Origin of the sequence: Lentzea alba (genome assembly GCF_011067745.1) — a bacterium.
Classification (GTDB): Bacteria; Actinomycetota; Actinomycetes; order Mycobacteriales; family Pseudonocardiaceae; genus Lentzea; species Lentzea alba.
Map to the genome: position 1 here is coordinate 468,113 of NZ_JAAMPJ010000002.1, position 24,585 is coordinate 492,697.

The following is a 24,585-nucleotide window of genomic DNA, read 5'->3' on the forward strand; positions in this document are numbered from 1 at the left end:
CTGCGCCTGCGGCTGCTGCTCGCGTTCGCGTTGCTGAGCATCGTGACCGCGGTGGCGGTGGCCGGCGTCGGCTACGTGCGTGCCCGCGACGCCGTCGTGCAGCGCGCCCAGGACAACGCCGTCATCGAGACCACGAACCGCGTCGAGCAGCTCTACCCGTTGCCCACCCGGCTCGACGCGGCCGCGCTGGAACGCATCGCCGGCCGGGTTTCCGGTCGGGAGGGAACGGCCCTGGCGCAGGCACGGGGTGTGGTGGCGGGCTCGATGGACTCCTCCGTGATCACTCAGGAGCTGCGCGACCTGGTGTCGTCCGGACGCGTCGGCTGGCAACGCGTGCCGTACCAGGGCGGGGTGTGGCTCGTGGTCGGCATGCAGCTGCGGGTGACGTCCGGCGGTTCGTCCAGCGGTTCGTCCGGTGTCGAGGTGTACGTGCTGCGGCCGTTCACCACCGAGATCGAGTTCGTCGGCGAACTGGCCCGCAACGCCTGGCTGGTCGGCGGCGCCGGCCTGCTGTTCGCCCTGGGCCTGGGTTTCCTGGCCGCCCGAGGCGTGCTGGGCCCCGTCCGCGAACTGCAACTGGCGGCCTGGAAACTCGGCCAGGGCGACCTGACCGCGCGGGTGCCGGTGCGCGGACGCGACGAACTGGCGTCCGTCGCCTCGACCTTCAACAGCACGGCGTCGTCCTTGGAGCACTACGTCGGTGAGCTACAACGGATGGAAGCGGACGCACGTCGGTTCGTCGCCGACGTGTCGCACGAACTGAAGACTCCTCTCGCCGCCATGACCGCCGTGACCGACGTGCTGGACGCCGAGACGGGCTCGCTGCCGGGCGTCGCGGGACAGGCCGCGCGGTTGGTGAACCGGGAGACGCTGAACCTGACGCGGCTGGTGAACGACCTGATCGAGGTGACCCGGTTCGACTCGGGCACGGCGGCCCTGGCCCTGGACGACGTCGACGTGGCCGAGGTGATCCGCGCGTCGCTGCGGATGCGCGGCTTCACCGACGTGACGACGTCGCTGCCCACCGACGTGCGGGCGCGGCTGGACCCGCGGCGGTTGGACGTGATCGTGGCGAACCTGGTCGGCAACGCGCTGCGGCACGGCTCGCCACCGGTCTTCCTGACGCTGTGGATCGAGGGTTCGTCGTTGGTGATCTCGGTGGGCGACTCCGGCCCGGGCCTGCCCGATGCCGTGCTGCCACACGTGTTCGCGCGGTTCTACAAGGCCGACTCGGCGCGCGGACGGTCCGAGGGCAGCGGCCTCGGCCTGGCGATCGCGTGGGAGAACGCGCGGCTGCACGGCGGCACCCTGGTCGCGGCGAACCGGCCGGGCGGCGGGGCGCTGTTCACGCTGCGGCTGCCGCTGGGAGGTGAGCGGTGAGGCCGAAAACTGTCGGTGCCGGCTGGGAGAGTGGAAACAGGGGGACCCCCGGGAGGGGACCCCTGCGCGAGCTCGGCCTGGCGGTGCTCGTGCTCGCCGTGCTCACCGCGTGCGGCATCCGCCCCACCGACCCGATCCCCGGCCTCGAAGCGCCCAGCGGCCCCGCCGAGATCACCTCGCCGTCGGTCTACTGGGTCTCCTCGGGCAAGGTCGTGGCGGTCAACCGCCCCCAGGCCAGCCTGAGCGGCTACGACGTCATCTCCCTGCTCGCCCAGGGCCCCAGCGCCGCCGAGCAGAACCGCGGCTTCACCACCGAGGTCCCGTTCGACGCGGTGCCCGCCACCGTCGACCGCGTCGCGAACGGGCTCGACGTCACCATCTCCAGCGACGTCTCGCAGCTCAGCCCCGCAGCGGTCCAGCAGATCGTGTGCACGTTGCTCGGCGTGCAACCCGTCGGCACCGTGAACCTGCACGGCGGCGGCCATTCGCTGGAGTTCCAGAAGTGCGCTTGAATCGGCGCGTGCACGTCTACTCCATCCCGATGCGTTCCCGGTTCCGCGGCATCACCCAGCGCACCGGACTGCTGCTCGAAGGACCGGCCGGGTGGGGCGAGTTCTGCCCGTTCGAGGAGTACGACGACGACGAGTCCATGCCGTGGCTCGCGTGCGCGCTGGAGGCGGCGCACGACGGCTGGCCGGCGCCGGTTCGCTCCCGGATCCCGGTCAACTGCACGGTGCCGGTGGTCAGCCCGGAGAAGGCGCACGAGATCGTGGCGCGCTCGGGCTGTTCGACGGCCAAGGTCAAGGTCGCCGAGTCCACGCTGGCCGAGGACTGCGCACGGCTCGAAGCGGTGCGCGACGCGTTGGGGCCTCACGGGGCTATCAGGGTCGACGCGAACATGCTGTGGGACGTCGACACGGCCGTTGCCGCGATCAAGGCCATGGACAAGGCCGCTGGTGGCCTCCAGTACGTGGAACAGCCGTGTCACACGTTGGACGAACTTGCGGAGGTCCGCAGGAGGGTTGGCGTGCTGATCGCGGCGGACGAGTCGATCCGCAAGGCCGAGGATCCGCTCAAGGTGGCGGTGTCGGGTGCCGCGGACATCGCGGTGATCAAGGTGGCGCCGCTCGGCGGTGTGCGCCGGGCCCTGGAGATCGCCGAGGCCTGTGGGCTGCCGTGCGTGGTGTCGTCGGCGCTGGAGACGTCGGTGGGGATGGCGGCCGGGGTCGCGCTGGCGGCGGCGTTGCCCGAGCTCGACTACGCCTGTGGGCTCGCGACGCTTCAGCTGCTGGACGGAGACGTCACGAGCGACTCACTCATGCCGGTGGACGGCTATCTTCCGGTGCCGGCGAAACCACCCGTGCCGGACCGCGTCGAGGGGTTCGAGAGCGATGCGCTCACGAAGGCCTGGATTAGTCGGTACGACAGGGTGCTGAACAAGCTCAGTCGATGAGCCGATCAATCTGAATCTTCAGCGGGAACGGCTCCACCGCCTCGTAGACCCCGGTCTCGGCAGGCGCCTCCTGATAACCGAGCTCTCCAGTCAGGTGCATCGGTGTCAATGAGATCGGCTCGTCGAGGTCGACGAGCCAGTAGAACGGAATGCCGGCTTCTGCGTATTCGGCACGCTTGGTGTGGCTGTCCGTGTAGCGCGAAACTGGCGACAGCACCTCGACTGCAAGAACGACCTCTGTAGCCCTGATGAGACCGTCTTCAGCGTCCAGCCGCCGAAGAGCACTGCGTTGAATCACGACAAAATCTGGACGCCGGACGAAGCCTGGCTTGTCCGGCGGAGCCAGCTCCAGGTTCACGTCCATGCTGGGGATCACTTTGAGATCGTCAGGGAGTTGACCGACGAGCTGCATGACCAGATTGATGCTGGCGCGAGCGTGCACGATGAGAGAATTGGGGAACATGATCAGGCGGCCGTCCACCAATTCCGTGTAGCCGTCTTCGGTTTCCCCGAGTGCGATGTACTGAGCAACTGTCAAAGGACCCGTTGCAACAGTGATCATGCGCCTCAGGGCAGCATCGGGCTGTGCGATCACGGCGTCTCCTTTTGTCTCAACCACCTTCGCACTTGGAGACGCTCCAAACTGTCCTTCAATTCCACACCTTCGAGCGTTTTAAGGCTTGGCGCGGGTCAGCCCCTGCCCGTTCGCCCCCATGCTGAACACCACGCCCTCGGTCCGGTTGATCGCCTCGGTCCGCCGCGCCGAGGCCGGCACCCGAGTCAGGTCCACCAACCGGATCGGCGGCCCCAGCTCGACCAACGTCGGCGTGTAGGAGGCATCGACCACGGTCCACCCCTCAGCGCGCTGTTCGAACTTGAACCGCGCGATCACGCCCTCCTCGGTCACCCCACGAGGCTCGGCGTGCCGGGCGACCTCGTTGCCCAGCCCGTACGCGACCCACTTGTTGCCGATCTTCTCGAACGGCTGCACCACGTGCACGTGCGTGCCGATGATCAGGTCCAAAGCCGGATCCGCCAGCAGTTGGCGGGCCAGGGCTTTCTGGTCCGCGGTCGCCTCGTGCTGGTACTCGTTGCCCCACTGCACGGACAGCACGACGACCTCGGCGCCGGCCGCACGAGCAGCACGCGCGTCGGCGAGGATTTTCGCGGCGTTGATCTGGTTCGCGCGCCACGGCTGGGGCAGCGGGATGCCGTTGAAGCCGTAGGTGAACGACAGCTGGGCCACGCGCACGCCGCCCGCGTCCAGGATCAGCGGCGCCGCCGATTCCTCCTGGGTGCGGAACGAGCCGGTGTGCTTCAGGCCGACGGCGTCCATCGCGTCCAACGTCGTGGTGATCGCCGAGACACCGCGGTCCAGCGTGTGGTTCGAGGCGGTCGAGCAGGAGTCGTAGCCGACGTCGACCAGGCCTTTCGCGACCTCGGGCGGTGCCAGGAACGCGGGATAGCCGAAGAACGGGCCCTCCTTCGGGCCCAGCGGGACCTCGAGGTGGCACAACGAGAGATCAGCCTTCAGGGTGTCCTTGATGCCCGAGAACAACGGCAGGAAGTCGCGACCGGCCGCGCCCCCGTCAGCCACGGCCTGGTCGGTCAACGCCGGGTGGATCAGGATGTCGCCACCGGCGGTGAGGACGAACGACCGCGCCGGAGGCGGGCCCGTGGACGTGGGAGTCGACGGCGGGGCAGGCGGCGTGGTGATGACGACCGGCGAGCCGGTGCACGCGGACAGCAGGAAGCCGGTGGCCAGCACGAATGCCGGCCACCGGGCAACACGCTTCAGCGCTGCCGCCTGCGTCGCAGGACCACGAACAGCACGACGGCCAGCACCGCGGCCGCGATGGGCAGCACGCGCTTCAGGACCGGTACGCCTGCGGTGTCGATCAGGTCGATCGGCTCGTCGGGGACCACTCGGAGATGCTGCTGTTGCGCCACCTCGTCAGGATCCACTGAACCCAGCGTGCTCGCCAGGCATTCCGCGAACTGGTCGACGAGCTTGCCGCTGACCTCGGAAATCAGCCCGCGGCCCAGTTGCGCCGGACGGCCGGTCACCGACAGTTCGGTCTCGACTTCGACCGAATCACCGACCTGGAACGTCACCACGGCCGATGCCGTGCCGTTTCCACGGGTGTCCTTGCCAGCGGCTTTCATGACGGCGCGGCGCAGCACCGGATCGATCTCCACGAACTCGCCGCTCCCCCGGTACAGCAGTTGCACCGGGCCGAGCTTCACCTTCACCTCCCCGCTGAACGTCTTGCCGTCGACCGAGGTCAGCGTGGCGCCGGGCAGGCACGGCGCCACGCGTTCCGGGTCGATCAGCGCCTCCCAGACCTCCTCGGCCGGGGCAGGCGCGACGAACGAGTGCGTCAGCTTCATCCCGCTACCGCCGCCATCAGTGCGCGGTCGGTCAGCACCCGAGCCAGGTTGTCCTTGTAGCCGTCGCCCGAGGAGGCCTTCAACGCCGCCGCCGAGATCGCCTCGGCCGACGCGGGCTGGCCGATCAGCGCGGATTCCACGTCGGCAGCGCGCACCGGCCCGGAACCGACGTTGGTGAGACCCACCCGGGCCGCCGCGATCTTGCCGCCGCTGACCTGCACGGCTGCCGCGACCGCGACGATCGACCACGCCTGCGCGACCCGGTTGAGCTTCTCGTAGTGCGCGCCCCAGCCGGTGTACTTCGGCACGCGCACGTCGATCAGGATCTCGTCGGGTCGCAGCGCCGTCTCGAAGTAGTCGACGAAGAACTCCGCCGCGGGCACTTCCCGACGGCCACCGGGACCGGCGATGATCATCACCGCGTCCAGGGCCAGCGCCGGCGCCAGCAGGTCGCCCGCCGGGTCCGCGTGGCACAGCGAGCCGCCGAACGTGCCGCGGTGCCGCACCTGCGGGTCCGCCACGGTGTCCGTGACCAGCCTCAACAGCAACGCGTGGTCCTGGATCAGGTGGTCGCGCTGCACCTCGTAGTGCGTCGTCATCGCACCGATGAGCAACGAGTCACCGTCGTCGCGCACGCCCGTCAGCTCGGTCAGCCCGCCGATGTCGATCAACGCCGTGGGCGCGGCCAGCCGCATGCGCAGCACCGGCACGAGCGACTGCCCGCCCGCGATGATCTTCGCGTCCTCGCCCTCCTCGGCGAGCATCCGCACGGCTTCGTCCACAGAGGACGGGAACAGGTACTTGAACTCCGCCGGGATCACGACTGTCCTCCCTGCGCGTCGATCGAACCGAGGCCGCCCGCGGCCGGTGCGGAGGCGTCCGCGGCCCGGCCCTGCAGTGCGTTCCACACCCGTTCCGGCGAACACGGCATCTCGATGTCCCGCACGCCCATGTGCCGCACGGCGTCCAGCACGGCGTTCACCACCGCAGGCGTCGAGGCGATCGTGCCCGCCTCGCCGACTCCCTTGGCGCCCAACGGGTTGGACGTCGCCGGCGTCGAGGTGCGCGCCGTGATGAACCCGGGCAGGTCCGCCGCGGACGGCACGAGGTAGTCCGCGAGCGTCGCCGTGGTCAGCGTGCCCATCTCGTCGTGGACGGCCTCCTCGAACAAGGCCTGTGCGATGCCCTGCGCCAGTCCGCCGTGCACCTGACCGTCGACGATCAACGGGTTCACCACGGTCCCGACGTCGTCCACGGCCACGTACAACCGGATCTTCACCATGCCGGTCTGGGTGTCGACTTCCGCTGCACACAAATGAGTTCCGTGCGGGAACGAGAAGTTGTCCGGGTCGAACGTGGCATCGGCGTCCATGCCGGGTTCCATGCCTTCGGGCAGGTCGTGCGCCACGTGCGCGGCCAACACGACGTCACCCAGCGTGCGAACCGTTGACGTGCCACGAACCGAGAAGGATCCGGAAGCGAACTCCACGTCCGCCTCGTCGCACTCCATCATGTGCGCGGCCAACGTCCGTGCCTTGGCGAGCACTTTGTCCGCCGCGTGCACCAGCGCGGTGCCACCCACGGCCAGCGAACGCGAGCCGTAGCTGTCCATGCCCTTGTGCGACGACGCCGTGTCGCCGTGCAGCACTTCGACGTCCTCGAACGGCACCCCGAGCCGGTCCGCGACGATCTGCGACCACACCGTCTCGTGGCCCTGCCCGTGCGGCGACGTTCCGGTGATCACCTCGACCTTGCCGGTGGGCAGCATCCGGATCGACGCGGTCTCCCATCCGCCTGCGGCATAACGCAAAGCGCCCAGCACCCGCGAGGGAGCAAGGCCGCACATCTCGGTATAAGTGGAAATTCCGATGCCGAGCTGCACCGGATCACCCGAGGACCGGCGCCGTTGCTGTTCCTCGCGCATCGACTCGTAGTCGAACAGCTCCATCGCGCGAGCCGTCGCGGCCTCGTAGTTGCCGGAGTCGTAGGTGAGTCCGGCGACCGTGTTGAACGGGAACTCCTCGTGCTTGATCCAGTTCATTTCGCGGATCTTCATCGGGTCCATGCCGAGCTCGACCGCGAGCTCGTCCATCATCCGTTCGATGGCGAACGTGGCTTCCGGCCGTCCGGCACCGCGATAGGCGTCCGTGGGCACCTTGTTCGTGAACACGTTGGTGCACACGAACCGGTAGGCCGCGAACTTGTAGATCGCGTTGAACATGAACGCGCCCAGGATCGGGATGCCCGGCGTGACCAGCCGCAGGTAAGCGCCCATGTCGGCGAGCAGCTCGACCTTGAGCCCGGTGACGGTGCCGTCGCGGCGGGCGGACAGCGTGACCTTCTGGATCTGGTCGCGGCCGTGGTGCGCGGACAGCATCGACTCGGTGCGCGTCTCGGTCCACTTCACCGGACGGCCCATCCGGCGCGCGACCAGCAGGCACAGCAGCTCTTCCGGGGTGACCTGGAGCTTGCCGCCGAACCCGCCGCCGACGTCCGGCGCGATCACCCGGATCTTGTGCTCGGCGATGCCGGTGACGGCCGCGAGCATCCAGCGCAGGATGTGCGGGATCTGCGTCGCCGACCAGATGGTGAACATGTCCGCGCTGGGGTCCACGACGACCGACCGCGGTTCCATGAACGCCGGGATCAGCCGCTGCTGGCGGAACGTCCGCTCGATCACGACCTCGGCCGAGGCGATCTCGTCCTCGACGTTGGTGCCGCTCCCCGCCTCGGCGGAGTCGTAGATCCAGGTGGCGCTCTTGTTCGTGCCGAGATCCGGGTGCACCAGATCGTTGTCCCGCAAGGCTTCTTCCAGGTCGAGCACGACCGGCAGCTCGTCGTAGTCGACGTCGATCGCGGCCAGCGCGTCCGCGGCCCGGTAGGCGCTGTCGGCAATGACCAGCGCGACGGCCTCACCGGCGAAGTTGACCTGGTCCACGGCCAGCGCGGGCGCGGGAGGCGCCTTCATGTCCTCGGTGATCGGCCAGGCGCACGGCAGCGAACCCTGCTCAGCGGCGAAGTCCTCGCCGGTCAGCACGACGGCCACACCGGGCATCGTGGTCGCACGGCTGCAGTCGATGTCGCGGATGCGGGCGTGGGCGACGGGGCTGCGCAGCACGGCCATGTGCAGCATGCCGGTGAGCTGGATGTTGTCGGTCCACTTGGTCTGACCGGTGATCAGACGCGCGTCTTCCTTGCGGAGCCGGGCTTTGCCGACTTCCGGTTCCGCTGTGGCGGTCACTCGCCACCTACCGGCTGCTTCGCCGCGATGTTCTCATCGCTGTGCTGTTCGATCTTCGGGCCGGCGCCCGGCTTCATCCGCTGGGCGGCGTCCTGCACCGCGCGGACGATGTTCTGGTAGCCCGTGCAGCGGCAGAGGTTGCCCTCCAGGCCTTTCCGCACGGTCTCGTCGTCGGGATCCGACTCGTCGGCGAGCAGGTCGATCGCCTGCATGATCATGCCGGGCGTGCAGAAACCGCACTGCAACGCGTGGTTGCTCCGGAACGCCTCCTGCACGGGGTGCAGCCGGCCGTCGCGGGCGAGGCCTTCGATCGTGGTGACCTCGTGCCCGTTCGCCTGGACCGCGAACATCTGGCACGACTTCACGCTGTGGCCGTCGAGGTGCACCGTGCAGGCGCCGCAGTTGCCGGTGTCGCAGCCGACGACCGTGCCGGTCTTGCTCAGCCGCTCCCGCAGGTAGTGGACGAGCAGGAGGCGGGGTTCGACCTCGTCGGCGTACGTCACTCCGTCGACGTTGACCGAGATGTGCATGGGAACCCTCCCAGGGGTGGTGGGCCTTAGTGACGAGGGTCACTTCAGCCTCCTCCCTGTTTGCGGGTTCAACAACCCGATCAGTGGTGAATCGGTTCACCAAGATCGACCAGACGGCGGCCGGATCCCTTCCACCTCAAGGAAATGATCTCGGCGGCGATCGACACCGCGGTCTCCTCCGGTGTCCTCGCACCCAGATCCAGGCCGATCGGCGAGGCCAAAGCCTCTAGCTCGCTCTCGGTCAAACCCGCTTCCCGCAACCGTTGCAGCCGATCTTCGTGCGTGCGCCGCGATCCCATCGCGCCGACGTAACCGACCTTCAGTCGCAACGCGACTTCCAGCAGCGGCACGTCGAACTTCGGGTCGTGCGTGAGAACGGCGATGACCGTGCGTTCGTCGAGCTTGGACGACTCGCGCTCCAGATACCTGTGTGGCCAGTCCACGACGACCTCGTCCGCCTCCGGGAAACGGGTGCGGGTGGCGAACACCGGTCGCGCGTCGCAGACCGTCACGCGGTAGCCGAGGAACGCGCCGAGCCGGGCCATCGCGGCCGCGAAGTCGATCGCGCCGAACACCAGCATGCGCGGCGGAGGCTCGAACGAGTTCACGAACACGCTCATGCCCTCACCGCGCCGCTGACCGTCCGGCCCGTACTGCAGCACGCCGCTGCGCCCGGACGCCAGCATGCCGCGCGCGTCGTCCGTGACGGCGTCGTCGATCCGCGCGCTGCCGAGAGTGCCGGCCCGCCGGTCCGGCCAGACGACCATGCGCCGGCCGATGCCGTCCGGGTGCTCGACGACCGTCGCCACCGCCACCGGTTGTTCGGCGCGCACCGTCTCCACCACCTCGGCGAGCTGCGGAAACGTCTCGGCGTTGATCTTCTCGACGTAGATGTCGATGATCCCGCCGCAGGTCAGCCCGACCGCGAACGCGTCGTCGTCGCTCACCCCGTACCGCTGCAGGACCGGGTCGTCGCCGGCCTGCGCCAGGTCGTAGACCGCCCCCTCGACGCAGCCACCGGACACGCTGCCGATCGCCTCGCCGCCCTCGGTCACCAGCATCGCCGCGCCCGCGGGCCGGGGTGCCGAACTGAAGGTCGCGACCACGGTCCCGACGCCGACGGTCTCGCCGTTCGCCACCCGGTCCGCGAGCTCGAACAGGACATCACGCATGCCGCACTTCCTTCAGCAGTTCTTCCAACGCGTGCACGCTGTGGCCGGCGACCATGACGTCGACGTGCGGGAGCGCTGCCACCACGCCCTGCTGGACCGGCCGGTAGCCGACCTTGCCCGCGTGCGGGTTGGCCCAGATGACCTTGTGACTCACCCGTTTCAGCCTCGCCATCTCGGTCGCCAGCAGGGTCGGGTCACCCCGTTCCCAGCCGTCGCTGAACAGCACGACCACCGCACCGCGCTGCCGCCACTGCTGGTTGAACCGGCGCAACGCGTCGCCGAGCCTGGTGCCGCCCTCGTAGTCCGGGATTGCCCGGCCGGCGGCGCGCAACGCCCGTTCGGGATCGCGTTCCCTCAACTGGCGGGTCACGCGGGTGAGCCGGGTGCCGATCGTGCGGACCTCGACGGGCATGGCATGTGCGATGACGTGCGCGAACCGCAACAACGCGTCGGAGTAGGCGGCCATCGAGCCGGACACGTCGATCAACAACACGAGCCGGCGCGCTTTCACGCCGCGACGACGGTGGCGCGGCCGGGTGATCTCGCCGCCCGTCTCGATCATCGCGCGGACCGTGCGAGCCAGGTCCACGCGACCCCGGCGAGCCTTCCTGAGCCGGCGCGAGCGCCTGCGCGGCGGGAGGGGCTTCAGCTGCTGGATGAGTGGTGCCGCGGTGAACTCGGAGATGTCCTTGTGCTTCAGCACTTCCACATCGGACGCGGCGACGCCGACGGTGACCGAGTCGAGTTCGATCGTCGTGCGTGGACGAGGTGGGGTGCCGCCGAAGTACGCGCGGTAGGCGGCGTCGTAGCGCGGCAGGTCGTCCGGGTCGGCGCACAACGTGAGGCGCCCGGCCCAGTACAGGTCGACGTGCGCGGTGGCTCGCAGGAACGCCTGGACGCGATCGGGCCCGCACTGGAGTCCCGCGCCCCGCAGGACGCGCGTGAACCCCACGCAGGCTTCCGTCACCCCACGATTGTGCTCCCGATCACCCGGTCCGCGTCCTCCCGGTACTTCAGCACGGCCCCGAGGGTCGCCACGTCCGGTTCGGTGCGGCCGAGCGCCTGCAGCGCCCGCGCCCAGTCCAGCGACTCCGCGACACCGGGCGGCTTCAGCAGGTCGAGTCCGCGCATCTTCCGCACGGCCTCCGCGACCTGCTGCGCGAGCCGTTCGTCCAGGCCGGGAAGGGTGCGGCGGAGGATCGCGACCTCCCGGTCCAGATCGGGGTGCTCCAGCCAGTGGTAGAGGCAGCGGCGCTTCAACGCGTCGTGCACCTCGCGGGTCCGGTTCGAGGTCAGCACGGTGAGCGGCGGCGTCGAGGCCCTGATCTCACCGAACTCGGGGATGCTGACCGCGTTCTCGGACAGCACCTCCAGCAGGAACGCCTCGAACTCGTCGTCCGCCCGGTCGATCTCGTCGACCAGCAGCACGCACGGCGCGTTCTCCAGTGCTTGCAGGAGCGGCCGGGCGAGCAAGAACCGTCGCGTGTAGAGCGAGGCTTCGTCCACTTCGCCGCGGGTCTCCAGCACGCGCAGGTGCATGAGCTGACGCGGGTAGTCCCAGTCGTACAGAGCCTGGGTGGCGTCGATGCCCTCGTGACACTGCAGCCGGATCAGCGGGACGTCCATCGTCTTCGCCAGCGCCAAAGCCAGCGATGTCTTGCCGGTGCCGGGTTCGCCTTCGAGGAACAGCGGCCGGCCCATCCGGACCGCGAGGAACGCCGCCGTGGCGATCCCGCCGTCCGGCAGGTACCCCGCGCGGTCGAGCCCTGACGCCAGTTCCTCAGGGGACTCCATGCCCCTCAGCGTAGGCCCCTTTAAGGTGGACTGATGGGGTCAGTGAAGCAGGTCCAGGTCACCTTCGACTGCGCGGAACCCGTGCGCGTCGGCCGGTTCTGGTGCGAGGTGCTGGGCTACGTCGGACCGGCCGAGCACGACGACGACTCGTGGTTCGCGGCCAGCGATCCGACCGGCGTGGGTCCGCGGCTGTTCTTCCAGCGCGTGCCCGAGGGCAAGATCGTCAAGAACCGGGTGCACCTCGACGTGCGGGTCGGCACCGGGCTGGTGGGCCAGGAGCGCCTCGACGCGCTGGAGGCCGAGGCCGCACGACTGGTCGCGCTCGGAGCGGTGCGCGGGCAGCTGCTTCTCGCCGACGAGGACAACGAGTCGTGCCAGAACATGCAGGACGTCGAGGGCAACGAGTTCTGCCTGGACTGACACATCTTCGGAGCCCCTGAGAGCTCGGCCCGGAATCAGGGTCGGGTTCCGGGTGGTCACCGATGTGCCGGGCCTGGGTTTCGGCGAATCTTGAGCCATGACGAACAACGTGCTCAACCAAGCCACTGACCAGGTCAAGAAGCTCCGCCGCAGCCGGAGCGACAAGATGATCGCCGGTGTCTGCGGCGGCATGGCCAAGATGATCGGCGTCGACGCCGCGATCCTGCGGATCATCCTGGTGGCGGCGACGCTGCTCGGGTTCGGCACCGGAGCGATCCTCTACATCGCCGCCTGGATCCTCATGCCCGAGGAAGACGCTGCGATGTGATCGACATGGACCTCACGAACGCACAGGTAGCCGTCGGCAGGGGTGGGGGACTCCACCCCTGCTGATCAGCGCGGGAACCCCGGCACCCCGGGGAGCTTCTGCCACGGGAGTGGGCCGTCGAGGGGTCGGTACTCCACCCCCAGTGCGTCCAGTCGCGGCAGGTGGTGCTCCGCCAGCCGGTGCACGAAGTCCGGATCCTTCTCCGCCGGGGACCACATGACCTCGGCGAACGCGGCCAGCCTCGGGAACGCCGCGTAGTCCACCCGGCGGGCCGAGTCGAGGTGCTCGGTCCAGATGTTCGCCTGCGCGCCCAGCAACCGTCCAGGTTCCTCACCCGTGAGGTCCGCAGGCACCGGATCCCACGCGTAGACGTCCTCCAGCGTGGTCACCGTCCCCACCGGAATCGGTTCGTCAGGCGACTCCGACTGCCGGTAGTCCAGATAAACGTGCTGCTCGGGGCACATCACCACGTCGTGGCCCTCGCGCAGCGCCGCGACACCGCCTTCGACTCCGCGCCACGACGCGACGATCGTGCCCGGCGGCAACGGACCGGACTCCAGGATCTCGTCCCACCCGTACGGCCGCCGCCCGCTGCGCACGATGTGCTCGGCGATCGCGCGGACCAGTTCTCCTTCGTGGCCGGGCGCTTCGTCACCGCCGAGCCCGATGACCTCGGCCGGGAAGACGTCCATCAGCTCGTCGAACACGTTCCGATAGAAGTCCACAGTGGACTCCTCGGTGTTCAGCACGCGTTCGTTGACGCCCCAGTCGGTCCAGACGCCGCCGCCGTGCACGCCGAGTTCCGGATACGCCGCGATCGCCGCCTGCGAATGCCCTGGGATGTCGATCTCGGGGACCACCACGATGTGCCGCGCCCGTGCGTACTCGACGATCTCGCGCAGGTCGTCCTGAGTGTAGAAGCCGCCGTGCGGACGTCCCGCCATGCCGGCCGAGCGCCGGTCGCCGAACCGCGAGTCCTCCCGCCACGACCCGACCTCGGTGAGCTTCGGGTAGCGCTTGCACTCGAAACGCCAGCCCTGGTCGTCGGTGAGGTGCAGGTGCAGGACGTTGAGCTTGTGCACGGACAACAGCTCGACGTACCGCAGCACCTCCCGCTTGGGCAGGAAGTGCCGTGACACGTCGAGCATCACCCCGCGCCACGGGAACCGCGGGTGGTCGACGATCTCGCACGCGGGGATGACGGTCGGTTTCTCACCCGCCGCCCGAAACGCCTGCGGCCCCAGCAACTGCCGCAGCGTCTGCAGCGCGTTCATCTCACCGGCCGCGTCGTGCGCCTCGATCAGCACACCGTCGTCGTTCGACAGGAGCCGATAGCCACCGGCCGGGCCGTCGACGAGAACCGTCTCCCAGCCCTTGTACTCGCACGTTCTACCGCCGTCCACATAGGACACCGGACGCGGGAGGAGGTTCATCCCTTCACCGCCCCTGCGAGACCGGACACCAGACGGCGCTGCACGAGCATGAAGAAGATCAGCACGGGGATGGTCATCAGGGTGGAGCCCGCCATGATCGCGCCCCAATCGTTCTGGTCGGGTTTGACGAACACCTGGAGAGCCAGCGGCAGGGTCTGGTTCTCCACGGCCGAGATGATGAACGTCTTGGCGAACAGGAAGTCGTTCCACGCGTGGATGAACGACAGCACCGACGTCGCCACCAGGCCGGGTGCGACGAGCGGGAACAGCACCTGCCAGAGGAACCTCAACCGCGAGGCGCCGTCCAGGGTGGCGGCCTCCTCCAGTTCCACCGGCACCGCGGCGACGAACCCGCGCAGCATCCAGATCGCGAACGGCAGGCTGAACGCCAGGTGCACCAGCACGAGCGAGCCCAGGTGGTTCAGCCCGAACGCCGGCACGCTGTCGCCGACCGACCTCATCAGGAAGAACAGCGGCACGGTCAACGCCTCGACCGGCACCATCTGCACGACCAGCAGCATGATCAGCAACGTCGTGCGGCTGCGGAACCGGAAACGGGTCAGCGCGGTCGCGGCCAGGAACGAGATCAGGATGCTCAAGCCCACCACGACCAGCGCGACGATCACGCTGTTCAGGAAGTAGCGCCCGAAGTTCGCGACGGTCAGGGCACGGGTGAAGCTGTCCAGCGTCGGCCGGGTCGTCCACGGCACCGGGTCGGCCGAGATGATCTCGTCCTCCGGCTTGAACGCACTCAGGACCATCCAGAACAGCGGGAACGCGACGACTCCCGCGATGACGAGGACGAAGCCCTCGGTCAGCCAGCGCCTCACAGGACCTCCCCGGACCGCCGCAGCGCGCGGAGGTAGAACATCGTGATCGCCAGCAACAGCACGGTCATCACGACACCGATCGCCGCGCCCAGGCCGTACTCCGACGCCGCGAACGCCTGTTGGTAGGCGTAGACGTTGAGCACGAGGTTGCGCCCGGCGATGCCGCCGCCGTTGGTCATCACGTAGATCTGCGTGAAGACCTTGAAGTCCCAGATGATCGACTGGATCGTCACCACGAGGATGATCGGTCGCAGCAACGGCAGGGTGACGCTCCAGGCCGTGCGGAACGCCGACGCGCCGTCCAGTGCCGCGGCTTCCAGCACCTCGCCAGGGATCGCCTTGATGCCCGCGTACAGCGTCACCATGACGAACGGGAACGAGCACCAGATCACCTGTGCCGCAACGAGTCCGAACGCCGTCCACTTGTCGAACGTCCAGGAGAAGCCCTGGATGCCCAGGACCTCGTTGACGAACCCGAAGTTCGCGTCGAACAGGAACAGCCAGATCGTCGAACCGGCGACGGCGGGCGTGGACCACGCGCCGAGCGCCGCCAGGAACAACGTCATCCGAACCCAGGTGCGGACCCTCGTGGCGAGGATCGCGAGAAACGCGCCCACCAGCAGCGTGCCGACCACGCAGACCGCCGCGAAGGCGACGGTCTGCCCGAGCACTCCCCAGAACTGCTGGTCTCCCAACAGCTTCTGGTAGTTCCCGAGGCCCAGGAAGTGCAGCGGTGCTCCACCGCTCACCTGCTCCTGGCCGTAGTCGTAGAGCGAGATGAGCACCAGCTGGTAGATCGGATAGGCCAGCAGCCCGCCGAGGACCAGCAGCGCTGGAGCCAGGTAGGCGAACGCGGTCCGCCCCTGGCCTTTGGCGGTCATGCTCACGAGGCGAAGGCCGCGTTCATCGTCTTGGCGGCGTCGGCCGTGGCCGTCTCGACGTTCTTCGCGCCGGTGACGACCTCCTGGATCATCGTCGGCACCACGGTCTGCGCCTCGATCTTCGCCCACGCCGGCGTGACGGGAACGAACTTCGTACCGGACTGCAGGGTCTTCGTGAACGGCTCCAGGAACTTGTCCGAGTCGCTGACCTGCTTCTGCACATCGCTGAAGGTCGGCAGGTTCCCCATCGCCGCGTACATCTTCTGCTGGTACTTCTTCGACGCGAGCAGCTGCGTGAACTCGTTCGCGAGGGTCTTGCGCTGAGTGCCCTTCATGACGCCGAGCAGGTTGCCGCCGGCGAACGCGGGCGCGACCGAGCCGGGGGTCTTGCCGGGCAGCGGCACGACGCCGTACTTGCCGGCGGCGCTGCTGGCGTCGACGGACTTGCGGTTGAAGTCGCCGCCGATCGTCATCGCCGCCTTGCCCGCGCGGAACGCCTCGACGCTCGCGTCACCGCCGTTGCCCGCGCAGGTGGCGGGCGGGCAGATGTCGTCCTTGATCAGCTCGGTGTACTTGGCGACACCGGCCCTGGCCTCGGCGCTGTCGATGGTGGCGGTGAACTTGCCGCCGTCCTGCTTGGCGATGTCACCACCGTTGGCCCAGATGAACGGCAGCGCGGCGAACAGGTACTTGCCGCCGGCCGAGATGCCGATCAGCTCGGGTTTGCGCTGCCTGATCTGCCGGGCCAGCGGCGCGATCTCGTCGAGCGTCGTCGGCGGCTTGAGGCCGAGCTCGGTGAACACGTCGGTGCGGTAGTAGAGCGCGCGGACGCCGACGAACCACGGCACGCCGTACGTCTTGCCGTCGACCTTGGCCGTGTCGAGGACGGTCGGGACGAGGTCCTTGGACTCGTCCCACTTGCTCAGGTCGAGCTCGGAGAAGCCGCCGGCGGAGACGTAACCCGCGAGGTCGGTGTTGCCGAACTCGGCGACGTCCGGGGCGCTCTTCGGGTCGCTGAAGGCCGCCTTGAAGCGTTCGGCCCGGCTGGACACCTGGATGTACTGCACGTCGACGGTGACGCCGCTGTGCCTGCCCTGGAACTCGGAGATCGCCTCCTTCACGACGGCTTCCTTGGGGCCGCGGTTGACCTCGTCGAACAGCCAGACCCGCAGCTGCCCGGTCTTCTCGTCCGTGCCCGTGTCGCTCGGTCCTCCCGACTGCACCGGGGCGCAGGCGACCACCGCGCCCACGCCCAGCACAGCCACGATCGTCTTCAGCCTCATCGCGCCCTCCGATTGCACATGTTGCAACGGCCATTTCACAGGAAGCAACGTGACTGTAGAACGGTCCAGGGCAAGGGTCTAGACCAGACGGTTGACCCATTCCCGAACCGACGCGGAGTCGACCGGCGAGTCCCACCCCTCGGGGCGGACCGCGCTACCGACGTGAAATCCGTTCACGCCCGCTGCCAGCAGTTCTTCGACGTGCCGCGCCTGGAGCCCGCCACCGACGAGCAGCGCGGGAGGAGCCTGGGCGACCAGCTTCTTCAGGTTCTCGATGCCGTCTTCGACCCCCTGGGGACTGCCGGCGGCGAGCACCGTGTCGCAGCCGAGGGTCTGCACCACCGCCCAGGACCGGAACAGGTCCGCGGAGTTGTCGAGCGCGCGGTGGAACGTCCAGGCGCAGCCCTCCAACTCGGCGAGCAGGTTGAGCGTGACACCCTCGTCGATCTCCCCCTCGGCGTCGAGGAAGCCGAGGACGAACTCGGTGGCGCCCGCCTCCCTGAGCTCCCAGGCCTGCCGGCGCAGCTGCTTGAGGTTGCCGGGCGCGAACCCCTTGGCGTCCCTGAGCATCACGCGGACGGGCAGGTCGGTCGCGTTCCGCACCTCTTTGAAAGTGGCGACGGACGGGGTCAGGCCGTCGGAAGCCATGTCGGCGACCAGTTCCAACCGGTGCGCGCCACCCGCCTGCGCAGCCTCGGCGTCCTTCGCGTTCAGTGCGATCACTTCGAGAATCGGCATGGTCTAGACCATAACGGCCACTGGAGAATGCCTCCGCGACATGTGCTTTCGTGAATTCGGAGCCAGAATGGCAGTCGGTGCGTCAGAACCTGTATCTGCTCGCCTGAGTTCCGCTCTGTTCCAGTGAGCGCTTGTTCAGGCGTGGAGCACGTGTCGGCCGGTTCGAGGGGTGCCGGCCGGCACAGCTCCCAACACTGGCGGCCCGTGACTCGGAGGGGGAATCACGGGCCGCTGGCATACCCGGAGGAAGATGAGGGCCGACGTGGCGGTGATACTGCTCCATCCGAGTGAATTTTGTATCTACCGCCCAGTTAGCCCTTCATGAGTTGGCGGACGGCGCTGACAGGGCGGCCGATCGGAGGTGCTGCATGGACGAGCTGCACACGGCGGATGACCGTCCGCCGTGGGACGGGCTTGAAGGCACCGAACGACACGCGGTGTGCGTGGAGGCCGCACGTGAAGGCAACCGACACGCACTGGACGTCCTGGTGACCGAGCTGACCCCACTGTTGTGGCACGTCGCGCGCGGCCAAGGCCTGGACAGGGCCGCCGCAGAAGACGTCGTGCAAACCGTGTGGCTCGCGTTCTTGAAGAACATCGAGAACATCAACGAGCCAAAAGCCCTGGTCGGCTACCTGGTGGTCACGACGAGGCGTGAAGCACGCCGAACCTGGACACCCAACAAGCGTGAAACGCACCTGTCCGACGAGTTCGCCGAACAGCTCGAGTCCGACACCGGCCTGCCCGAGGACGTGACGCTGATGGACGACCGCGACCGCAGGCTGTGGCTCGCGTTCGGCCGCTTGACCACGAGGTGCCAGGAACTGCTCCGACTCACCGTGCTCGCGGGGCGCGCGGAGTACCGAGCAGTCGCCGAGGCACTCGCCATGCCCCACGGCAGCATCGGTCCGACCAGGGGACGGTGTTTGACACTGCTGCGCAACTACCTGGAGACGGAAGGAGGATCGCGGTGAACGAGATCGACCCGCGCGACGACCGCAGGGGCCTTGAGGACACCGCCGTCCTCTCCGAACTGAACAGGCTCGTAGACGAACTGGACCCACCGCCCGCCGACCTGGTGGACCGGGTGAAGTTCGCGATCGCCTTGGAATCCCTGGACGTGGAAGTCGCCCGGTGGGAACGCGCGGGCTCGTTCGCCGGTGTGCGCGGCGGCCAGACCGGCACGATCACGTTCACCGTCGACAACCTCACCCTGATGGTGAACTTCACCTCGACGGGCTCCCGCCATCGCATCGACGGCTGGCTGGTCCCGGCGGGAGAGCACGAGGTCGAGGTCCGGGTGGCCGACCACAAGTCCACGAGCACGCGCGCGGACGACGGCGGGCGCTTCGTGCTGCCGGACGTGCCGGCGGGGACCACGCAGATCCTGGTGCATCTGGTGAACTCACGCGGCGAACCGGGCCGAACAGTGGTGACACCGACAATCATGCTTTAACAGCGACAGAACTGGGGTTCCTGGGGTTTGCGTAGGCCTTACCGGGCCTGGTCAATTCATCGCCGCTGCGCGACGATTGCGATTGGGGCTTGACTTCGGGGCCCTTGCGAGGCGCATATCGGCCTGTAAAAGCCGGGCTGATAGAGCGCCCGGCCGATCCGAACACGGTAGCACCTCGCACTCAAAGTCAAGCCCCAATCGCGCGGTGGTCACCTTGATACCGGTACCCGGCGCGGCATCAGGCCTTTACGGCTCGGCTTCGCCTTCGCCCAACCAAGACCGGCGGGGCGATCAGGCCGCGGTGTGGAGAAGATTTCTCCGGGGCTTGCGTTGCTCGTCGAGCCAGCGGGGGCGCGTAGAACGTGGGGATGCCGTGCTCCATTGTCACGTCCCATTCACTTTGGTGGATGAGCGTGTGGTGATGGCGGCACAGGAGAACGGCATTGTCGACGGAGGTGTCGCCGCCGTCCGACCAGTGGCGAATATGGTGGCCGTCGCATTGTCTGGGTGGTCTGCCGCAACCGGGGAACGCGCAGCCGCGGTCGCGGGCGACGAGGGTGCGGCGGATTCCGGCGGTGAAGGTGCGGGTCTTGCGGCCGATGTCCATCGGCCGCGACTTCGCCCCCAACAGCAGCGGGATGATGCCCGCACTGCACGCCAGCTGGCGGACCTGCTCGGCCGGGATGCGCTCGCCGTTGTCCAGCGTCGCGTGGCCGACCTGCTTGGCGAGGTCGTCGTAGCGCATGGTCACGGTGAGGGTGACGGGTTCGCCGCCGTGTTCGGGCAGCTGGTCGGCGCGCAGCATCAGATCGACCAGCTCGGCCAGCGCATCGCCCTCGCGTTCGGACCGTGGCCGCAGGTCCGGGCCGTCGTCGGCGGTCTCGGGGCGTGGCTTTGCCAGGGGATCGAGCAGCGCCTGGTACTTGGCGCCGGTGACCGTGTCCAGTAGCGCCTTGATCTCCAGCATGCCGTTCTTCCACTGCATCACGTGCTGGTTGACCTGCGGCGCGGGCTCGGGCTCACGCGGCTCCGGATCGTCCTGGTAGAGCCGGTAGGCCAGTTCCTTGCCAAACGCCCGCACCGCACTGGGCTCATGCTCCCGAGCAAAACCCACGACGGAGCCTTCGGCCTCGGCGGGCAGCGCCTTCATAACCTCGGCGACCACCGCGACGTGCTCGACCGACAACGCACCCTCGGCCACCGCGTCAGCGGTCACCGGAAGCACGGGCGCGAGCTCACTGCCGGTCGGCGTGATCTCACTACCCAAAAGCCCGGCATTCGCGACCCATTTCTTGGCCGTGGTGAGATCCCAGCGGACCGCGTGCCGCAACACCTGCGGCAAATTCTTGTACCCCAGTTCAACCGCAGCTCCACGCCGATCCAACTCGGCAATCTTCTGCAGGACAGCATTCTCCCGAACCCGAATCTCCACCACCTCATCAACGAGACTGCGCAGCAGCTCGTCAGTGGGGAGGAGTCGGGTTTCGATCACGTGTTCTACTCTACCGCAAGATCACAACCAGATAACGGCAAAAGGCGACCACAATAGGGTGAACCGTCGGCCAAGCGGTCATGACGCAACCACCGCGCGATTGGGGCTTGACTTTGGGTGCGAGGTGCTACCGTGTTCGGATCGGCCGGGCTCTCTATGCCCGGCTTTTATAGGCCGATAAGCACCTCGCAAGGGCCCCGAAGTCAAGCCCCAATCGCAATCGTCGCGAAGCGGCGATGAAATGACCCGGCCCGTCATGGAACCCGCAAGGAACCGCCCCAACACACCAAAAGGCCCGGCTCGCCGAAGCGAACCGGGCCTTTCAGAGCAATCAAGCGGCGGGACTCAGAAGTCCATGCCACCGGCGTCCGGCGCGGCCGGAGCAGCGTTCTTCTCCGGCTTGTCCGCGACGACAGCCTCGGTCGTCAGGAACAGCGCGGCGATGGACGCGGCGTTCTGCAGCGCGGAACGCGTGACCTTGGCCGGGTCGATGATGCCCGCGGCGACCAGGTCCTTGTACTCGCCGGTCGCGGCGTCCAGGCCCTCGCCCGCGGGCAGGGACTTGACGCGCTCGACCACGACGCCGCCCTCGAGGCCGGCGTTGATGGCGATCTGCTTCAGCGGAGCCTCGACGGCGACCTTGACGATGTTGGCACCAGTGGCCTCGTCGCCCGTGAGACGCAGGCCCGCGAAGGCGGCCTCGGCAGCCTGGAGCAGCGCGACGCCACCACCGGCGACGATGCCCTCCTCGACGGCGGCCTTGGCGTTGCGCACCGCGTCCTCGATGCGGTGCTTGCGCTCCTTGAGCTCGACCTCGGTGGCCGCGCCCGCCTTGATGACGGCGACGCCGCCGGCGAGCTTGGCGAGGCGCTCCTGGAGCTTCTCGCGGTCGTAGTCGGAGTCCGACTTCTCGATCTCGGCGCGGATCTGGTTGACGCGGCCCTGGATCTGCTCCGCGTCGCCCGAACCCTCGACGATGGTCGTCTCGTCCTTGGTGACGACGACCTTGCGGGCCTTGCCCAGCAGCGAGATGTCGGCGTTCTCCAGCTTCAGGCCGACGTCCTCGGTGATGACCTGGCCACCGGTGAGGGTGGCGATGTCCTGGAGGATGGCCTTGCGGCGGTCACCGAAGCCCGGAGCCTTGACGGCGACGGACTTGAAGGTGCCACGGATCTTGTTCACGACCAGGGTCGCCAGGGCCTCGCCCTCGACGTCCTCGGAGATGATCAGCAGCGGCTTGCCGCCCTGCATGACCTTCTCCAGGAGCGGGAGCAGGTCCTTGACCGTGGAGATCTTGGAGCCGAACAGCAGGATGTACGGGTCCTCGAGGACCGCTTCCTGACGCTCGGGGTCGGTCACGAAGTAACCGGAGATGTAGCCCTTGTCGAAGCGCATGCCCTCGGTGAGCTCGAGCTCGAGACCGAGGGTGTTGCTCTCCTCGACGGTGATGACGCCTTCCTTGCCGACCTTGTCCATCGCCTCGGCGATGAGCTCGCCGATCGTGGGGTCAGCGGCGGAGATGGACGCGGTAGCAGCGATCTGCTCCTTCGTCTCGATCTCCTTGGCGGCCTTCAGCAGCTGCTCGGCGACGGCCTCGACAGCCTGCTCGATGCCGCGCTTGAGGCCCAGCGGGTTGGCGCCGGCGGCCACGTTGCGCAGACCTTCGCGCACCAGAGCCTGGGCGAGAACGGTCGCGGTGGTGGTGCCGTCACCGGCAACGTCGTCGGTCTTCTTCGCGACTTCCTTGACGAGCTCGGCCCCGATCTTCTCCCACGGGTCCTCGAGCTCGATCTCCTTCGCGATGGAGACGCCGTCGTTGGTGATCGTCGGCGCACCCCACTTCTTCTCGAGCACGACGTTGCGGCCCTTCGGGCCGAGCGTCACCTTGACGGCGTCAGCGAGGGTGTTCATACCCCGCTCGAGACCGCGGCGGGCGTCCTCGTCGAACGCAATCATCTTGGCCATTGCGGTGTGTTCCTCCGCCTTTGTGGATTCTGGGCCACTGCGGGCCGGCAGAGCCCACAGCGGAACACGATGCGAGTGGCCAGGTTGGTGCCCGCGACGGACGACTCCCCCGACTCGCGCCGGAGGGGCCTCACCGCCCTAGCTCACTTCTTTGGCACTCGACCGAGCCGAGTGCTAGTTCGTGTTTAGCACTCGGGCACGGCGAGTGCAAGCGAACCGGGGGCGAACTCAGCGGGAGGTGCGCACCGGCACAGAGGTGGGCAGCGGCTTCTTCGAGGTCGGCTCGTCGCCGATGTTCAGCGTCGGCGAGGAGTTCGTCTTGGGCTGACGTGCGGGCTCGTCACGAGGCGTCAGGATGAGGACCACGATGATGATCACCACGATCGCCACCGCGGCCGCGATGACCGGCGCGAACCACGCCGGACGCTCCTTCTTGCCCGACGTGAACGCGCTCACGCCGACCTGGTTCGGCGGGCGCAGCCGGACCGGGTCCTGCAACGCCTGCTGCTGGTAACCGCCCTGGTACGGCCCCTGCTGCACGGGCATCGGCCCGGACTGCGGCGCCTGCACCGGGATCGAGCCGGACTGCGGCCCGAGTTGAGCGGGAGCCGAGCCCTGCGCGACCCCGGCGAGAGCGACGCGCGCGGCGTTGATCAGCTCGGCGCAGTTCGCGAACCGCTGCGACGGGTCCTTCGAGGTGCCCTTGCGGATCACCTCGTCGATCGCCGGAGGCAACGCCACGAGCTGCGACAACGCCGGCACGATCTGGCCGAGGTGGCCGGCGATGACCTCCTGCACGCCGCCCTGGAACGGCGGACGGCCGCTCAGGCAGGCGAACAGCATGCAGGCCAGCGCGTACTGGTCGGTGCGGCCGTCGACGGGCTCGCCGCGCAGGTGTTCCGGCGCGGCGTAGGTCGGCGAACCGAGGAAATCACCCGTTCGGGTGCGGTGGCCGGTGGCTCCGCGACGGGTCAGGCCGAAGTCGGCGACGTAGACGTGCTCGCGCGCGCCTTCCTTGGTCGTCACGAGGACGTTCGCCGGCTTGACGTCGAGGTGCACGAGACCCTTGCCGTGCAGCATGTCGAGCGCTTCAGCCACCTGGGCGAGCAGCCTCAGGGTGCGCTCGGGGGTGAGCGGCCCCTCCTTGACGTGCCCGGCGAGGTCCTGGCCGTCCACGAGCCGCATGGCGATGTACAGCAGGCCGTCGACCTCGTCGAAGTCGTACAGCGGCACGATGTTCGCGTGGTCGATGGCGGAGGTGTTGCGCGCCTCGTCGACGAACCGCTCGCGGAACTCCGCGTCGGGTGCGAGGTGCTCACCGATGACCTTGAGCGCGACCTTGCGGCCGAGTCTCACGTCCGTGGCCCGGTAGGTCACGCTCATGCCACCGCGGCCGAGCACGCCGTCGATCCGGTAATGCGCGATCCGCCGCCCGCTCAGGTCCTCCGACACGCCAGGCAGCCTAACGTCCGGCCAGATCGACTTGCGGAGGGTTCGCCGAAGCTGTGATCAGGTCGTCGTCATCCGGCGCGGCGCACGTCCGACGCCTGGCTGCGTCCGTCCCGTCCGGCCTGCACCTCGAACTCCACCCGGTCGCCCTCGGAGAGGGTCCGGAAGCCTTCCATCTGGATCGCCGAGTAGTGCACGAACACGTCGGGCCCGCCGTCGGTTGCGATGAAGCCGTATCCCTTTTCGGAGTTGAACCACTTGACGGTACCGAGAGCCAAGGCGTCCTCCTTCAGATCACGCACGCAGAACGCAACGCTAAAAGAAGACAAGTCACGCGGATACCTCCTTA

25 protein-coding genes are annotated in these 24,585 nt (G+C 68.2%); 7 read left to right on the top strand and 18 right to left on the bottom strand.

Annotated elements, in window-relative coordinates; genetic code table 11:
- The 3 genes from G7043_RS10560 to G7043_RS10570 are packed head-to-tail and all read left to right on the top strand — an operon-like array spanning position 1 to position 2,833.
- A complete protein-coding gene (locus G7043_RS10560) occupies positions 1-1,380 on the top strand; it encodes an ATP-binding protein (protein WP_207311039.1) in 1,380 nt (459 codons plus the stop codon).
- Entirely contained in the window at positions 1,377-1,892 is a 516-nt protein-coding gene (locus tag G7043_RS10565; protein WP_166045387.1) for a GerMN domain-containing protein, read from the top strand. The genes G7043_RS10560 and G7043_RS10565 overlap by 4 nt, the downstream gene beginning before the upstream one ends.
- Positions 1,893-1,900: 8 nt before the next feature.
- Positions 1,901-2,833, top strand: coding sequence for an o-succinylbenzoate synthase (locus G7043_RS10570; protein WP_166045725.1), 933 nt, complete (start codon positions 1,901-1,903; stop codon positions 2,831-2,833).
- Here G7043_RS10570 and G7043_RS10575 read toward each other — a convergent pair.
- From G7043_RS10575 to G7043_RS10615, 9 genes are all read right to left on the bottom strand, one after another.
- Positions 2,823-3,428, bottom strand: coding sequence for a Uma2 family endonuclease (locus G7043_RS10575; protein ID WP_313887791.1), 606 nt, complete (start codon positions 3,426-3,428; stop codon positions 2,823-2,825). The two genes, G7043_RS10570 and G7043_RS10575, sit on opposite strands and share 11 nt — an antisense overlap.
- Before the next feature lie 78 nt (positions 3,429-3,506).
- Positions 3,507-4,601, bottom strand: coding sequence for a CapA family protein (locus G7043_RS10580; RefSeq protein ID WP_313887792.1), 1,095 nt, complete (start codon positions 4,599-4,601; stop codon positions 3,507-3,509).
- 26 nt (positions 4,602-4,627) lie between these two features.
- The gene (locus G7043_RS10585) at positions 4,628-5,224 is read right to left on the bottom strand and encodes an SRPBCC family protein (RefSeq protein ID WP_166045388.1); all 597 of its coding nucleotides are present in this window, start codon (positions 5,222-5,224) and stop codon (positions 4,628-4,630) included.
- On the bottom strand, positions 5,221-6,045 hold the full coding sequence (locus tag G7043_RS10590) for an FAD binding domain-containing protein (RefSeq protein WP_166045389.1): 825 nt from the start codon (positions 6,043-6,045) through the stop codon (positions 5,221-5,223). Before G7043_RS10590 ends, G7043_RS10585 begins: the two co-directional genes overlap by 4 nt.
- Positions 6,042-8,465: a xanthine dehydrogenase family protein molybdopterin-binding subunit gene (locus G7043_RS10595; protein ID WP_166045390.1), complete on the bottom strand. Its 2,424-nt coding sequence runs from the start codon at positions 8,463-8,465 to the stop codon at positions 6,042-6,044. Before G7043_RS10595 ends, G7043_RS10590 begins: the two co-directional genes overlap by 4 nt.
- Complete coding sequence (locus tag G7043_RS10600) at positions 8,462-8,995, bottom strand: (2Fe-2S)-binding protein (RefSeq protein WP_166045391.1); 534 nt, start codon at positions 8,993-8,995, stop codon at positions 8,462-8,464. Before G7043_RS10600 ends, G7043_RS10595 begins: the two co-directional genes overlap by 4 nt.
- 80 nt (positions 8,996-9,075) lie before the next feature.
- Positions 9,076-10,167 carry an XdhC family protein gene (locus G7043_RS10605; RefSeq protein ID WP_166045392.1) on the bottom strand — a complete coding sequence of 364 codons (1,092 nt, stop codon included), beginning with the start codon at positions 10,165-10,167 and terminating at the stop codon, positions 9,076-9,078.
- The gene (locus G7043_RS10610; protein WP_166045393.1) at positions 10,160-11,134 is read right to left on the bottom strand and encodes a vWA domain-containing protein; all 975 of its coding nucleotides are present in this window, start codon (positions 11,132-11,134) and stop codon (positions 10,160-10,162) included. The genes G7043_RS10605 and G7043_RS10610 overlap by 8 nt, the downstream gene beginning before the upstream one ends.
- Positions 11,131-11,961 (bottom strand): AAA family ATPase, encoded by an 831-nt coding sequence (locus G7043_RS10615; protein WP_166045394.1) that lies wholly within the window; start codon positions 11,959-11,961, stop codon positions 11,131-11,133. The genes G7043_RS10610 and G7043_RS10615 overlap by 4 nt, the downstream gene beginning before the upstream one ends.
- A gap of 33 nt (positions 11,962-11,994) precedes the next feature.
- On the opposite strand from G7043_RS10615, the gene G7043_RS10620 reads away from it, so the two are divergent.
- Together G7043_RS10620 and G7043_RS10625 are read left to right on the top strand one after the other, a co-directional pair.
- Positions 11,995-12,381, top strand: a complete 387-nt coding sequence (locus tag G7043_RS10620; RefSeq protein WP_166045395.1) for a VOC family protein — start codon at positions 11,995-11,997, stop codon at positions 12,379-12,381.
- 97 nt (positions 12,382-12,478) lie between these two features.
- Positions 12,479-12,709, top strand: a complete 231-nt coding sequence (locus tag G7043_RS10625) for a PspC domain-containing protein (RefSeq protein WP_166045396.1) — start codon at positions 12,479-12,481, stop codon at positions 12,707-12,709.
- Positions 12,710-12,774: 65 nt separating this feature from the next.
- Here the strand turns inward: G7043_RS10625 and G7043_RS10630 are convergent, their stop codons facing one another.
- The 5 genes from G7043_RS10630 to G7043_RS10650 form a co-directional block, all read right to left on the bottom strand.
- Positions 12,775-14,142, bottom strand: coding sequence for a beta-N-acetylhexosaminidase (locus G7043_RS10630; protein WP_166045397.1), 1,368 nt, complete (start codon positions 14,140-14,142; stop codon positions 12,775-12,777).
- Entirely contained in the window at positions 14,139-14,972 is an 834-nt protein-coding gene (locus G7043_RS10635; RefSeq protein WP_313887793.1) for a carbohydrate ABC transporter permease, read from the bottom strand. The genes G7043_RS10630 and G7043_RS10635 overlap by 4 nt, the downstream gene beginning before the upstream one ends.
- Positions 14,969-15,853: a carbohydrate ABC transporter permease gene (locus G7043_RS10640; RefSeq protein ID WP_166045398.1), complete on the bottom strand. Its 885-nt coding sequence runs from the start codon at positions 15,851-15,853 to the stop codon at positions 14,969-14,971. Before G7043_RS10640 ends, G7043_RS10635 begins: the two co-directional genes overlap by 4 nt.
- Before the next feature lie 2 nt (positions 15,854-15,855).
- The gene (locus G7043_RS10645) at positions 15,856-17,136 is read right to left on the bottom strand and encodes an extracellular solute-binding protein (RefSeq protein WP_166045399.1); all 1,281 of its coding nucleotides are present in this window, start codon (positions 17,134-17,136) and stop codon (positions 15,856-15,858) included.
- A 78-nt stretch (positions 17,137-17,214) separates the two neighbouring features.
- Positions 17,215-17,874, bottom strand: a complete 660-nt coding sequence (locus tag G7043_RS10650; protein ID WP_166045400.1) for a copper homeostasis protein CutC — start codon at positions 17,872-17,874, stop codon at positions 17,215-17,217.
- 368 nt (positions 17,875-18,242) lie between these two features.
- Here G7043_RS10650 and G7043_RS10655 point away from each other — a divergent pair, with 368 nt between their 5' ends.
- Both G7043_RS10655 and G7043_RS10660 read left to right on the top strand, forming a co-directional pair.
- Positions 18,243-18,848: an RNA polymerase sigma factor gene (locus G7043_RS10655; protein ID WP_166045401.1), complete on the top strand. Its 606-nt coding sequence runs from the start codon at positions 18,243-18,245 to the stop codon at positions 18,846-18,848.
- Between the two features lie 5 nt (positions 18,849-18,853).
- Complete coding sequence (locus G7043_RS10660) at positions 18,854-19,330, top strand: carboxypeptidase regulatory-like domain-containing protein (RefSeq protein WP_166045729.1); 477 nt, start codon at positions 18,854-18,856, stop codon at positions 19,328-19,330.
- Positions 19,331-19,568: 238 nt separating this feature from the next.
- Here G7043_RS10660 and G7043_RS10665 read toward each other — a convergent pair whose 3' ends face one another.
- From G7043_RS10665 to G7043_RS10680, 4 genes are all read right to left on the bottom strand, one after another.
- Positions 19,569-20,822, bottom strand: coding sequence for an HNH endonuclease signature motif containing protein (locus tag G7043_RS10665; protein WP_166045402.1), 1,254 nt, complete (start codon positions 20,820-20,822; stop codon positions 19,569-19,571).
- Positions 20,823-21,167: 345 nt separating this feature from the next.
- Positions 21,168-22,787 (bottom strand): chaperonin GroEL, encoded by a 1,620-nt coding sequence (gene groL / locus G7043_RS10670; protein ID WP_166045403.1) that lies wholly within the window; start codon positions 22,785-22,787, stop codon positions 21,168-21,170.
- A gap of 228 nt (positions 22,788-23,015) precedes the next feature.
- Complete coding sequence (locus tag G7043_RS10675; RefSeq protein ID WP_166045404.1) at positions 23,016-24,239, bottom strand: serine/threonine-protein kinase; 1,224 nt, start codon at positions 24,237-24,239, stop codon at positions 23,016-23,018.
- A 68-nt stretch (positions 24,240-24,307) separates the two neighbouring features.
- Positions 24,308-24,514 carry a cold-shock protein gene (locus G7043_RS10680; RefSeq protein WP_030470913.1) on the bottom strand — a complete coding sequence of 69 codons (207 nt, stop codon included), beginning with the start codon at positions 24,512-24,514 and terminating at the stop codon, positions 24,308-24,310.
- Between the last annotated feature and the right edge of the window lie 71 nt (positions 24,515-24,585).